Source organism: Mycobacterium sp. GA-0227b (genome assembly GCF_001499855.1).
Taxonomy (GTDB): domain Bacteria; phylum Actinomycetota; class Actinomycetes; order Mycobacteriales; family Mycobacteriaceae; genus Mycobacterium.
Genome location: NZ_LQIK01000013.1, coordinates 14,644 through 27,829, shown reverse-complemented (window position 1 = coordinate 27,829; position 13,186 = coordinate 14,644). Strand labels below are relative to the sequence as shown.

The window sequence follows — 13,186 nt, the reverse complement described above, 5'->3', positions numbered from 1 at the left end:
AGATCACCCATCCAATCTGATCGGGTGGCCTACTTTTCAACCGTCGCGACTGGCCGGATCTTCAACCGTCGTCAACACTACTTTCCGCGAGGCTTGGGGTGTGCCCGTTGCGATTGCCGGTGGTGTCCTGCTGGCGGGCGCCCTTCTGGTGCGAAGCCCGTCGGCTTCGTCGCACACCAAGCGGGAGCCAGGTATCGACTGAGTGCATCGAAGGCTGCTTCGGCTCTCGTTCGTATCTGTTGGGCCCGTTTTTCACTGGCCTATAGGGCAGGAATGCTCCTACCTGGGCCGACAACGGAAAGTGCGCACGCTCCCGAGGCTCGGCGGTTCCGACTTGATGCGGGGCCATTTCGGACTTGGCGTCACCGGGGCGAAAAACAGCCCCGGATCACGGCGCGGCCAGCACGGAGATAGCACGACGGCGGCGGGTCAGGGAGGAAACAGGCTCTGAACTGCGACAACTGTGGTGCCCCCGGCAGGATTCGAACCTGCGGCCTTCTGCTCCGGAGGCAGACGCTCTATCCCCTGAGCTACGGGGGCGCACAAGAAGCGGCGCCGATGGGCCTGCACAGCCTAACGCATCCAGAGCACCGGGAACGGATTCGGGGGCTGACCACCGAAGACCATAGGATGGACCCTCGTGACCCCCGCCGATCTGGCCGACCTGCTCAAGACCACCGCCGCCGCGGTGCTGGCCGAGCATGGACTCGACGCGTCAGCGCTGCCGGAAACGGTCACCGTCGAACGTCCGCGCAACCCCGACCACGGCGACTATGCCACCAACTTGGCGCTTCAGGTCGGCAAGAAGGTCGGCGCCAACCCGCGGGAGCTGGCCGGCTGGCTGGCCACCGCGCTGGCCGAACAAGATGGCATCGCCGCCGCCGACGTCGCCGGCCCCGGATTCGTCAACCTGCGCCTCGAGGCGTCGGCACAGAACGTCATCGTCACCGACGTCCTGGCGGCCGGGGCCGATTACGGCCACTCCGATGCGCTCGGCGGCCAGCACATCAACCTCGAGTTCGTCTCGGCCAACCCGACCGGACCGATACACATCGGCGGCACCCGGTGGGCCGCGGTCGGCGACGCGCTCGGCAGGCTGTTGTCGACCCAGGGCGCGCGAGTCGTACGCGAGTACTACTTCAACGACCATGGCGCGCAGATCGACCGGTTCACCAACTCGCTGATCGCAGCGGCCAAGGGTGAACCGACTCCCGACGACGGCTATGCGGGTGACTACATCAAAGACATCGCCGCCGCTGTGCTCGCCAAGGAACCCGATGCGCTCGGCCTGCCCGACGTCGAGATGCGCGAGACGTTCCGCGCCATCGGCGTCGACCTCATGTTCACCCACATCAAGCAGTCCCTGCACGACTTCGGCACCGACTTCGACGTCTACACGCATGAAGATTCGATGCACACCTCGGGCCGCGTCGAGCAGGCGATCGCGCGGCTCCGCGACGCCGGCAGCATTTACGAGAAGGATGATGCAATCTGGTTGCGCACCACCGACTTCGGTGACGACAAGGACCGCGTCGTCATCAAGCGCGACGGTGCACCGGCCTACATTGCCGCCGACATCGCCTACTACCTCGACAAGCGCGAGCGCGGATTCGACCTGTGTATCTACATGCTCGGCGCCGACCATCACGGCTACATCGCCCGACTCAAGGCGGTCGCGGCTGCGCTGGGGGAGGACCCGGCCACGGTCGAGGTGCTGATCGGCCAGATGGTCAACCTGGTCCGCGACGGTCAACCTGTCCGGATGAGCAAGCGGGCAGGCACGGTGATCACGCTCGACGACCTGGTCGAGGCCATCGGCGTCGACGCCGCCCGGTACTCGCTGATCCGGTCCTCGGTCGACAGCCCGATCGACATCGACCTCGAACTGTGGTCATCGGCATCCAACGAAAACCCGGTCTACTACGTGCAATACGCGCACGCCCGGCTGTCCGCCCTAGCCCGCAATGCTGCCGAACTGGGCGTCGTGCCCGACACCGCGAACCTTCAGCTGCTGAACCACGACAAGGAAGGCACGCTGATCCGCAACCTCGGGGAGTTCCCCCGCGTGCTCAAAACCGCTGCGTCGCTGCGCGAACCGCACCGCATCTCGCGCTACCTCGAGGATCTGGCCGGTGACTACCACCGCTTCTACGACTCCTGCCGAGTGCTGCCTCAAGGCGACGAGGCGCCGAACGAACTGCACGCCGCGCGCCTGGCACTGTGTCAGGCCACTCGCCAGGTGATCGCCAACGGTCTGGGCATGCTCGGCGTCACGGCTCCGGAGCGCATGTGATCGCCCATCCCGCCGGTCCCCGGCATGCCGAAGAGGTACACCACGGCGGTGCCCCGCCACGCCCGCAGTCGCCTGCCGAACTACTGCTGCTGGCGCCGAACGTCTGGCCGCGCAGCACCGTTCGGAACGGCGACGGCGTCGTGTCGATCGGCGGTGTGCCGGTCACCGACATCGCCACGGAATTCGGCACGCCGACCTTCGTGGTCGACGAGGACGACTTCCGCTCGCGCTGCCGCGAGATCGCCGCTGCGTTCGGCGGCGGGGAGAACGTGCGCTACGCCGCCAAGGCATTCATGTGCACCGAGGTGGCCCGCTGGATCGCCGAAGAAGGTCTCTCGCTCGACGTGGCCAGCGGTGGCGAGATGGCCGTCGCCCTGCACGCCGGCTTCCCCCCCGCGCGAATCGCCTTGCACGGCAACAACAAATCCATCGGCGAGTTGACGGCCGCGGTCGAGGCGGGAATCGAGCACGTGGTGCTCGACTCGGTGACCGAGATCGAGCGGCTCGACGCAATCGCCGGCGCCGCCGGCGTCGTACAGGACGTCCTGATCCGCGTCACCGTCGGCGTCGAGGCCCACACCCACGAGTTCATCTCCACCGCGCACGAGGACCAGAAGTTCGGGTTGTCACTGGCCAGCGGTGCGGCGATGGATGCCGTGCGGCGGGTCTTCGAAACCGATCACCTGCGCCTCAAAGGCCTGCACAGCCACATCGGATCACAGATCTTCGATGTCGCCGGTTTCGAGATCGCCGCCCACCGCGTGATCGGCCTGCTGCGCGACGTGGTGGCCGAGTTCGGCGTCGACAAGACGGCCCAGATGTCCATCGTCGACCTCGGCGGCGGTCTGGGTATCTCGTATCTGCCCCAGGACGATCCGCCGCCGATCGGCGACCTCGCAGCCAAGCTCGAGGCGATCGTTCGCCACGAATCGGCTGCCGTCGGCTTACCCGCCCCGCGGCTGGTGGTCGAGCCGGGCCGAGCGATCGCGGGCCCCGGTACCATCACGCTGTATGAGGTCGGCACCGTCAAGGATGTCGCCGTCAGCCCGACCTCGCACCGCCGCTACGTCAGCGTGGACGGTGGAATGAGCGACAACATCCGGACGTCGCTCTACGGTGCGGAGTATGACGTACGGCTGGTCTCGCGGGTCACCGACACCGCGCCGGCACTCGCCCGTGTCGTCGGAAAGCATTGCGAGAGCGGCGACATCGTGGTGCGAGATACCTGGGTGCCGGGTGACATCGAGCCCGGAGACCTCTTGGGCGTCGCGGCTACCGGCGCCTACTGCTATTCGATGTCGAGCCGTTACAACCTGATCGGCCGTCCCGCTGTGGTGGCCGTGCGCGATGGGCGTCCCCGCCTGATCTTGCGCCGGGAGACGGTCGACGATCTGCTGAGTCTGGAGGTGAGGTAACCATGACCGACCCCGACAAGCCCGTCGGCGTAGCGTTGCTCGGTTTGGGAAATGTCGGCAGTCAGGTGGCGCGCATCATCGAGGAGAGCGCCGACGACCTGGCCGCCCGCATCGGCGCCCCGCTGGTGCTGCGCGGCGTCGGCGTCCGCCGGGTGGCCGATGACCGTGGGGTTCCCGTCGACATGCTCACCGACAACGTCGAAGAACTCGTCTCCCGCGACGACGTCGACATCGTCGTCGAGTTGATGGGGCCCGTCGAACCCGCACGCAAGGCCATCCTGTCCGCATTGGAGCAGGGCAAGTCCGTCGTCACCGCCAACAAGGCGTTGATGGCGGTGTCCACCGGCGAATTGGCGCAGGCGGCCGAAACCGCGCGCGTCGACCTGTATTTCGAGGCCGCGGTGGCCGGTGCGATCCCCGTCATCCGGCCGCTGACCCAGTCGCTGGCGGGCGACTCCGTGGTGCGGGTCGCGGGCATCGTCAACGGCACCACCAACTACATCCTTTCGGAGATGGACGGCACCGGTGCCGATTACGCCAGCGCGCTGGCCGACGCGAGCGCGCTTGGGTACGCCGAGGCCGACCCGACCGCCGACGTGGAGGGATACGACGCCGCGGCCAAGGCCGCGATTCTCGCCTCGATCGCCTTCCACACCCGGGTGACCGCCGACGACGTGTACCGCGAAGGCATCACCAAGGTCAGCACCGACGATTTCGAATCCGCAAAGGCGCTCGGCTGCACCATCAAGCTGCTGGCCATCTGCGAGCGACTGACCGGCGACGAAGGGCAGCAACGGGTTTCGGCTCGGGTGTACCCAGCGCTGGTGCCGCTGGAACATCCACTCGCCGCCGTCAACGGCGCTTTCAACGCGGTGGTGGTCGAAGCCGAGGCCGCCGGCCGGCTGATGTTCTACGGGCAGGGAGCCGGCGGTGCGCCCACCGCGTCGGCGGTGATGGGCGATCTCGTGATGGCTGCCCGCAACCGGGTGCAGGGCGGCCGCGGGCCGCGCGAATCGAAGTACGCCAAGTTGCCGATCGCACCGATCGGATTCATTCCGACCCGCTATTACGTGAACATGAACGTCGCCGACCGGGCCGGTGTGTTGTCCGCCGTAGCAGCCGAATTCGGCAAGCGGGAGGTCAGTATCGCCGGGGTCCGCCAGGAGGGCATGGTGGACGAAGGCGGTCAGCGTTGCGGGGCGCGAATCGTCGTGGTGACCCATCAGGCCACCGACGCGGCGCTGTCGGAGACCGTGGCGGCGTTGGCGGATCTCGATGTGGTGCAAAGCATCAACAGCGTGCTCCGCATGGAGGGAACCAGCGAATGAGTACCGTACCGTCGTCGGCAGTGCACCAGCCTTGGCCCGGCCTGATCGCCGCTTATCGCGATCGGCTGCCGATCGAGAACGGCTGGACGCCGGTCACACTTCGCGAGGGCGGCACTCCGCTGCTGCCGGCGCCGCGGCTCTCCGAACACACCGGCTGCACAGTGCATCTGAAGGTCGAAGGCCTGAACCCCACCGGCTCGTTCAAGGACCGCGGCATGACCGTGGCCGTCACTGAGGCGGTGTCGCGCGGTCAGAAAGCGGTGCTGTGCGCATCGACGGGCAACACCTCGGCGTCGGCCGCAGCCTATGCGGCCAGGGCGGGTATCACCTGCGCGGTGCTGGTGCCGCAGGGCAAGATCGCGATGGGCAAGTTGGCGCAGGCGGTCATGCACGGCGCCAAGATCATCCAGGTCGATGGCAACTTCGACGACTGTCTGGAACTGGCGCGCAAGCTCACCGCCGACTTCCCGACGGTGTCGCTGGTCAACTCGGTCAACCCGTACCGCATCGAAGGACAGAAGACCGCGGCTTTCGAGATCGTCGACGCCCTCGGTACCGCACCGGATGTGCACTCGCTGCCAGTCGGCAACGCGGGCAACATCACCGCCTACTGGAAGGGCTACACCGAGTACCACCGCGACGGGGTCTCGGATCGGCTTCCCCGCATGCTGGGCACGCAAGCCGCCGGTGCGGCGCCGCTCGTGCTCGGTGAACCGGTCAGCAGACCAGAGACCATCGCGACCGCGATCCGGATCGGTTCGCCCGCGTCGTGGGACACGGCGGTGGCGGCGCAGCAGCAATCCGGCGGCCGGTTCCTGGCCGCCACCGACGACGAGATCCTCGCGGCGTACCACCTGGTCGCGCGCAGCGAGGGTGTGTTCGTCGAACCCGCATCGGCGGCCAGCATCGCCGGTCTGCTCAAGTCGATCGAGGACGGTTGGGTCGCCAAGGGGTCGACCGTCGTGTGCACGGTGACCGGCAATGGGCTCAAGGACCCCGACACCGCGTTGAAGGGCATGCCGACGGTCATCGCGGTGCCCGTGGATCCTGTTGCCGTGGTCGAGCAGCTGGGATTGGTTTAGCCGGTGACCCGTGTACTGCCGCCCGCGCTGACGGCCACCTCCGTGGTGGCCGCGTCCAGTGCCAACCTCGGTCCGGGCTTCGACAGCCTCGGCCTCGCGTTGAGCCTCTACGACGAGATCGTCGTGGAGACAACCGATTCCGGCCTCACCGTCGAAGTCGAGGGCGAGGGCGCCGGTCACGTGCCGCTGGACGACACCCATCTCGTGGTGCGGGCCATCAAGCGCGGTCTGCAGGCGCTCGACATCAGCGTGCCCGGGATGACGGTGTGGTGTCGCAACGGCATTCCGCACTCGCGGGGGCTGGGATCGTCCGCGGCGGCCGTGGTCGGGGGACTGTCCGTCGTCAACGGCCTTGCGGTACAGGGTGGTTCGAGTCCGCTGGCGGAGCGCGACCTGATCCAGCTGGCCTCGGAATTCGAGGGTCATCCCGACAACGCCTCCGCGGCGGTGTTGGGCGGCGGCGTGGTGTCCTGGACCGAGGCCGACGAGCCTGCGCCGCGCTTCGCGGCCGCGCCGATCCGCATCCACCCCGACATCCGTCTGTTCACCGCGATTCCTCCCGAGCGTTCGTCGACTGCCGAGACGCGCGTATTGCTGCCGGAAAAAGTCAGCCACACCGATGCGCGGTTCAACGTGAGCAGGGCGGCGCTGATGGTGGTCGCGCTGACCGAGCGGCCCGATCTGTTGATGTCGGCCACCGAGGATGTGTTGCATCAGCCGCAACGGGCGGTCGCGATGCCCGCTTCGGCGGAATACCTACGCGTATTGCGACGTTGTGGCATTGCAGCGGTGTTGTCCGGGGCGGGCCCGTCGGTGCTCGCATTGAGTACTTCGTCGGAATTGCCCGTAGAAGCCTTGGAGTACGGCGCCGCGAACGGGTTCACCGTCAGCGAAATGCGCATCGGCGATGGCGTCCGATGGACGGCCGGGGCGGCCGTACGACGTTGACGGCGCCGCAAACCATGGGTCACAGGAGCAACACGACACACATGTCTTTCTTGCTTCGCGCCGCGATGCGGGATATTCTCGCTGTCGTCCGGCAATCGCAGCGTCTCTACCTGCGCCGACACTAGGACACCACTCATTTCCCTCTGGGGCTACTCGTGGATTGACGGTTCGCCGCAAACCGGCGAAGCCAGGTCATCACCGTTGCAGGGGCAATGGTGGAGCCCATGCGTTCAGTGGATGTACTGATCGCACCGAACCCCCGCATGACTCGTTCTGCGAGGGAAAGAAAGGAAATCCGTGACTGAAACGGACCTCATCACGGCTGGGGGCAGCAGCGACAACGGTGAGCTGCCAAACACCGTGAGTTCAGACATCTCAACTTCTGCGGCAGCGGACGAACCGAACGCCGCGCCCGGCGCGGAGACCGCGCCGACGGCAGACGTCGCGTCCGGTAACCGCGCCAGCTCGCTCTCGACCATGGTCCTGCCCGAACTGCGTGCACTGGCCAAGGAGATCGGCGTCGAGGGCGCTTCCGGTATGCGTAAGGGCGAGTTGGTCGCCGCGATCCGCGAACGCCGCGGCGAGGCGAGCGGCCGCCGCCGTGGACAGGGCTCCGAGACGCCCGCCGCCGCCGAGACGCCCGCCGCCGAGACGCCCGCCGCCACACAGGCGCCCGCCGCCACACAGGCGAAGACCACTGAGACCGGCGATCGCGAGTCGACTACCGACCAAGAACAGCCCCGACGCCGCGAGCGTCGCGGTGCCACGCGCGGAACCGGTGCTCCCGGCGCCTCCGACGGCCAGTCCGACGATGCCGTTCAGGAGGCCAAGACGGGCGACGACGGCGGCCGGCAGAAGAACGAACAGAAGAACGAACAGACCAACAAGGCCGACACCAAGTCCACCGGCGATCAGCAGCAAGGCGATCAGCAGCAGGGCGGCCAGAACCGCGGCGGCAATGCCGATGACGACGGCGAGGGCCGTGGTGGCCGCCGGGGTCGCCGGTTCCGCGACCGCAGGCGCCGCGAGCGCGGTGGCGGCGAAGGCGGTGGAGACCGCGACACCGAACTGCGCGAGGACGACGTCGTTCAGCCCGTCGCGGGCATCCTCGACGTGCTCGACAACTACGCGTTCGTCCGCACGTCGGGATACCTGGCCGGGCCCAACGACGTGTACGTCTCCATGAACATGGTGCGCAAGAACGGACTGCGCCGCGGGGACGCCGTGACCGGTGCCGTGCGGGTGCCCAAAGAAGGTGAAGGCGGCGGTCAAAATCCGCGGCAGAAGTTCAATCCGCTGGTCCGGCTCGACACCATCAACGGCAAGCCGGTCGAGGAAGCCAAGAAGCGGCCGGACTTCAACAAGCTCACCCCGCTCTACCCGAATCAGCGGCTGCGCCTGGAGACGACGACCGAGCGGCTGACGACCCGCGTCATCGATCTGATCATGCCGATCGGCAAGGGTCAGCGCGCGCTGATCGTCTCGCCGCCGAAGGCCGGTAAGACCACGATCCTTCAGGACATCGCCAACGCGATCACCACGAACAACCCGGAATGCCACCTGATGGTGGTGCTCGTCGACGAGCGTCCGGAAGAGGTCACCGACATGCAGCGCTCGGTCAAGGGCGAGGTGATCGCCTCGACCTTCGACCGGCCGCCGTCCGATCACACCCAGGCCGCCGAGCTGGCGATCGAGCGCGCCAAGCGCCTCGTCGAGCAAGGCAAGGACGTCGTGGTGCTGCTGGACTCGATTACCCGACTCGGTCGCGCGTACAACAACGCGTCACCGGCTTCGGGCCGCATCCTGTCCGGTGGTGTGGACTCGACCGCGCTGTACCCGCCGAAGCGGTTCCTCGGAGCGGCGCGCAACATCGAGGAGGGCGGCTCCCTGACCATCGTCGCCACCGCCATGGTGGAGACCGGCTCGACCGGCGACACGGTGATCTTCGAGGAGTTCAAGGGCACGGGCAACGCCGAGCTCAAGCTCGACCGCAAGATCGCCGAGCGGCGCGTCTTCCCAGCCGTCGATGTCAACCCGTCCGGAACCCGCAAGGACGAGTTGCTGCTGTCGTCGGATGAATTCGCGGTCGTGCACAAGCTGCGCCGGGTGCTGTCCGGTCTGGACCCGCATCAGGCCATCGACCTGTTGATGAGCCAGCTGCGCAAGACCAAGAACAACTACGAGTTCCTGGTGCAGGTCTCCAAGACCGCTCCGGGCTCCGCGGACGCCGACTGAGTCACTGATTTCGGTGCTCAATCGATCGCTCAGCGATCACTAGCGCACCGAAACCACGTCAGCGGTAGGGGTCGGTGATCTCCCGCAGTGCCGTGAGCGCCTCGCGCAGCTGCTGAAATTTGCGCTCACCGAGAAACGACCGCCACTCGTCCTCGACCTTGGCGATCTCGGCGCCTGCCGCGCGGCACACCGCCATGCCTTTGTCGCTCAGCGTGACGAGTCTGGCGCGCGCATCCGTGGGGTCGGCCGCCCGCACCACATAACCGGATCTCTCCAGTTGATCGATCAGCGCTCCGGCGGTCTGCTTGGTCACCCGTGCCTGCTCGGCCAGGTCGGTCAGCCGCATTCCATTCGAATTCACGTGCCGCAGATCGAGGCGCTGCATGAGCCTCGACTGCGCCATCGTGATGTCGTCAGCACCCGCTGCGGCCAATGCCTCCATGACGCGCGCCTCGGCGGCGCGATGGCCGATGAACATCAACGTCGCCGTGCTCACCCAGTCAGTCACCCCGTTGATTTTAGTACGGTCTCCTGACTATATTGTCAGGAGACCTGACTAACCGAGGAGGCGTCGGTGGATTCGAATACCGTTTGGCGGCACATCGATGAGCAGCGGGTGAACCTAGCCGACATGTTGGACGGTCTCGAGCCCCAGCAATGGTCGACATCGTCGTTGTGTGACGGCTGGACCGTGCGGGAGGTGGCCGCACACCTCACGCATTCCCAATTGCCGAAGTCGAAGATGTTGGTCGAATTGCTCCGGTCAGGCTTCCGGTTCAACGCCATGATCTATCGAGCCGCCTTGCACGACAAGAGATCACCCAGTGAGCTCACCGCGGCGCTGCGGGAGATGCGGGGCTCACGGAAAACGTCCGCCCGGCACCAGCGAAGTCGATCCATTGATGGATGTGCTGGTCCACACTCAGGACATCGCGGTGCCCCTCGGGATCGACCGACCCATGCCTGTCGATGCGGCGGTCGTGGCGGCAGAACGAGTGTGGACGACGGGTTTTCCGTTCCACGCGCAACGGCGCCTGCGCGGCGTGGAACTCGCGGCGATCGACGCCGATTTCCGCGTCGGCGAGGGCCGCCTCGTCGAGGCGCCGATCCGCGACATCCTGATGGTGCTCGTCGGGCGCCGCACGGCGATTTCGGTGTAGTTGGTAGCGGTGAGCGCGACGAACTACACCGAAATCACATGGCGGGGTCGGAACGCAACCCCGGCATGACGTAGCGGCGCAGGTGCCGTAACACCGCGTCGGCATCGCCGGGATCAAGCGTGTTCCCCGGTACCGTCGCAAGCGAAATCAACACGCGGGCAAGCCATTCCGACGCTTCGGCGATGTCGGTTTCGGGATGGATCTCGCCGCCTTCGCGCGCGGCGATCAGGTACCGGGACCAGAATTCGGCGAGGTCGGGCACCAGGCCCTGCACTCCCGCGCCGGCGCAGGCCGCGAACTCCTCGGGCTCGTCGACCCGCAGCTTCATCAGCAGCGCGCCCGGGTCGTCGTAGGCGGTGCGGCCATGGATAACACCCGCCGCGAGCTGTCGGTCCAGACCCTCGACGCGCTCGAGCATCGCGTGCGCCTCGGACCAGTAGGCGTCGTTCAAGCGCACGATCGCCGCGCCCAGCAGCGACACCTTGTCGGGGAAATGGCGGTACAACCAGCCGCGGGAAACGCCGGCCACCTCTGCCACCTCTGACACGGTGGTCGAGCGAATTCCCTTGGCGCGCAGACACGTTTCCGCCGCGTCGATCAGGCGATCGCGAACATTCTTGGTGGCGGTGCCGCTCGTCACCCGTTGGACTCCTCGGTTAGTCTCGCCCTCAAGTGGGCCGATCGGAGCATTGTGTCATGGTAGACACAATCGGAAATCTGTTCACGGTGAGAGGTGAGCCATGGCGGACACACTTCAGCAGCTGCTGAACGAGCGCGCCGACCGCGACACCGTTGCGATCAGGTACGAGAACCGCACGTGGACCTACCGGCAGTACGTAGCGGAGGCGAAGGTGCAGGCCGCCGCCCTCATCGGGGCCGCCGACCAGCGCCGTCCGCTGCACGTCGGGGTGCTTCTGGGCAACACACCCGACATGCTGACCGCACTCGCGGCGGCCGCGCTCGGCGGCTATGTCGTGTGCGGCATCAACACCACCCGCCGCGGAGAAGCCTTGGCCTGCGACATCCTCAAGGTGGACTGCCAGTTTGTGATCACCGACGCCGACCATCGCGCTCTGCTCGACGGGCTGGAACTGCCAGGTGTCACGGTGCTCGACACGTCCAGCGCCGGGTGGGCCGATTTCCTTGCCGGTGCGCCCCCTTTCGTCCCGCATCGGGAAGTCGGCGTCGACGACACGTTCATGATGATCTTCACCTCCGGCACCAGCGGTGACCCGAAGGCCGTTCAGGTCGCCAACATGATGCCGCTGTTCGCCGGCAACGCGCTGGTCGAACGGTTCGAACTCACCGACCGGGACACCTGCTATCTGTCGATGCCGATGTTTCATTCCAACGCCGTGGTGGGTGGCTGGGCGCCCGCTCTGGTCGCCGCAGCCGCGATGGTGCCCGCCAAGTTCTCCGCGTCCGGTTTCCTGGCCGATATCCGACGCTACGGCGTCACGTACATGAACTACGTCGGCAAGCCGCTGGCCTATGTGCTGGCCACGCCCGAGCAGTCCGACGACCGCGACAACCCGCTGCGCGTCGCGTTCGGCAACGAGGCCACCGACCGCGACATCGAGGAGTTCAGCAGACGCTTCGGTGTCACCGTCGACGACGGGTTCGGCTCGACCGAGAATGCGGTGATCATCACCCGCACCCCGGATACGCCGAAAGGCTCGATCGGACAAGGCTTCCCGGGTGTCGCGATCTACAACAGCGAGACGGTGACCGAGTGCCCGGTGGCCGAGTTCGACGAGAACGGTGCGCTGATCAACGCCGACGTCGCGGTGGGCGAACTGGTCAACACCGACGGCAGCGGTCTGTTCCGCGGCTACTACAACGACCGCGACGCCACCGATGAGCGGATGCGCCACGGCATGTACTGGTCGGGTGACCTGGCCTACCGCGACGCCGACGGCTACATCTATCTGGCCGGCCGAACGGCCGACTGGATGCGGGTCGACGGTGAGAACCTCGCGACCGCGCCGATCGAGCGGATACTGCTGCGGCTACCGGCGGTCAACCGGGTCGCGGTCTACCCGGTGCCCGACGAAATCGTCGGCGACCAGGTGATGGCGGCCCTCGTGCTGCAGGACGGCGCCGAACTCGATCCGGGCACGTTCGAGGAGTTTCTGGCGGCGCAGCGCGATCTCTCGCCCAAAGCGTGGCCGCGCTATGTGTGGATCGCCGACGACCTGCCCAGCACCGCGACCAACAAGATCCTCAAGCGCGAGTTGATCGCGCGAGGCGCCGCGGCGGACGGTAGGACGCTGTGGCGGCGCGACGGCAGCAAGTTCGCCCCGATCCCCGGCTGAAGCGGAATACCCGCCGCTGCGCACGCGTTTAGGCACTTGGCGGTTGAGCTGGCATAATGGACCGCCGACCCTCGGTTCCGGTTCACGCCCGTCACCTCCAGCACGGAGGGGCGACCCGGGGCCACGATCGAAGAGGTAACCATGAAATCGGGTATTCACCCTGACTACGTCGAGACCACCGTCCACTGCGGCTGCGGCAACACGTTCACCACGCGAAGCACCAAGCAGAGCGGACAGATCCATGTCGAGGTCTGCTCGCAGTGCCACCCCTTCTACACCGGCAAGCAGAAGATCCTCGACAGCGGCGGCCGCGTGGCCCGCTTCGAGAAGCGCTACGGCAAGCGCAAGGCGGCCGACAAGAGCGCAAACGACAAATAGCTTCCCTTCCGGCGCCCGATCTGCCGCTTCAG

At 66.7% G+C, this 13,186-nt stretch carries 10 protein-coding genes, 1 tRNA gene and 2 pseudogenes; 10 read left to right on the top strand and 3 right to left on the bottom strand.

The features are described 5' to 3' along the window. Window positions 1–202: pseudogene (locus AU185_RS25445) on the top strand (hypothetical protein); the annotation flags it as partial. Window positions 203–464: 262 nt separating this feature from the next. Here AU185_RS25445 and AU185_RS13090 read toward each other — a convergent pair. Then, window positions 465–540, bottom strand: a tRNA-Arg gene (locus AU185_RS13090). A 100-nt stretch (window positions 541–640) separates the two neighbouring features. Here AU185_RS13090 and argS point away from each other — a divergent pair. From argS to rho, 6 genes are all read left to right on the top strand, one after another. After that, window positions 641–2,293: an arginine--tRNA ligase gene (argS, locus tag AU185_RS13085; protein WP_059100243.1), complete on the top strand. Its 1,653-nt coding sequence runs from the start codon at window positions 641–643 to the stop codon at window positions 2,291–2,293. Between the two features lie 83 nt (window positions 2,294–2,376). Continuing rightward, a complete protein-coding gene (lysA, locus tag AU185_RS13080; protein ID WP_231740345.1) occupies window positions 2,377–3,708 on the top strand; it encodes a diaminopimelate decarboxylase in 1,332 nt (443 codons plus the stop codon). A 2-nt stretch (window positions 3,709–3,710) separates the two neighbouring features. After that, window positions 3,711–5,036 carry a homoserine dehydrogenase gene (locus tag AU185_RS13075; RefSeq protein ID WP_059100241.1) on the top strand — a complete coding sequence of 442 codons (1,326 nt, stop codon included), beginning with the start codon at window positions 3,711–3,713 and terminating at the stop codon, window positions 5,034–5,036. Then, window positions 5,033–6,118 (top strand): threonine synthase, encoded by a 1,086-nt coding sequence (gene thrC / locus AU185_RS13070; protein ID WP_059100240.1) that lies wholly within the window; start codon window positions 5,033–5,035, stop codon window positions 6,116–6,118. The genes AU185_RS13075 and thrC overlap by 4 nt, the downstream gene beginning before the upstream one ends. Window positions 6,119–6,121: 3 nt before the next feature. Beyond that, window positions 6,122–7,066, top strand: coding sequence for a homoserine kinase (thrB, locus tag AU185_RS13065; protein WP_059100239.1), 945 nt, complete (start codon window positions 6,122–6,124; stop codon window positions 7,064–7,066). 297 nt (window positions 7,067–7,363) lie between these two features. Further along, window positions 7,364–9,301, top strand: a complete 1,938-nt coding sequence (gene rho, locus AU185_RS13060) for a transcription termination factor Rho (RefSeq protein WP_059100238.1) — start codon at window positions 7,364–7,366, stop codon at window positions 9,299–9,301. Window positions 9,302–9,359: 58 nt separating this feature from the next. Here the strand turns inward: rho and AU185_RS13055 are convergent, their stop codons facing one another. After that, window positions 9,360–9,809 (bottom strand): MarR family winged helix-turn-helix transcriptional regulator, encoded by a 450-nt coding sequence (locus AU185_RS13055; RefSeq protein ID WP_059100237.1) that lies wholly within the window; start codon window positions 9,807–9,809, stop codon window positions 9,360–9,362. 66 nt (window positions 9,810–9,875) lie between these two features. Here AU185_RS13055 and AU185_RS25895 point away from each other — a divergent pair. Continuing rightward, window positions 9,876–10,461, top strand: a pseudogene (locus AU185_RS25895) (maleylpyruvate isomerase family mycothiol-dependent enzyme). 34 nt (window positions 10,462–10,495) lie between these two features. Here AU185_RS25895 and AU185_RS13045 read toward each other — a convergent pair. Next, window positions 10,496–11,101, bottom strand: a complete 606-nt coding sequence (locus tag AU185_RS13045) for a TetR/AcrR family transcriptional regulator (RefSeq protein ID WP_059100236.1) — start codon at window positions 11,099–11,101, stop codon at window positions 10,496–10,498. 100 nt (window positions 11,102–11,201) lie between these two features. Here AU185_RS13045 and fadD1 point away from each other — a divergent pair, with 100 nt between their 5' ends. Together fadD1 and rpmE are read left to right on the top strand one after the other, a co-directional pair. Next, window positions 11,202–12,776, top strand: coding sequence for a fatty-acid--CoA ligase FadD1 (fadD1, locus tag AU185_RS13040; RefSeq protein ID WP_059100235.1), 1,575 nt, complete (start codon window positions 11,202–11,204; stop codon window positions 12,774–12,776). Between the two features lie 141 nt (window positions 12,777–12,917). Continuing rightward, window positions 12,918–13,154 carry a 50S ribosomal protein L31 gene (gene rpmE / locus AU185_RS13035; protein ID WP_059100234.1) on the top strand — a complete coding sequence of 79 codons (237 nt, stop codon included), beginning with the start codon at window positions 12,918–12,920 and terminating at the stop codon, window positions 13,152–13,154. The last annotated feature ends 32 nt before the right edge of the window (window positions 13,155–13,186 follow it).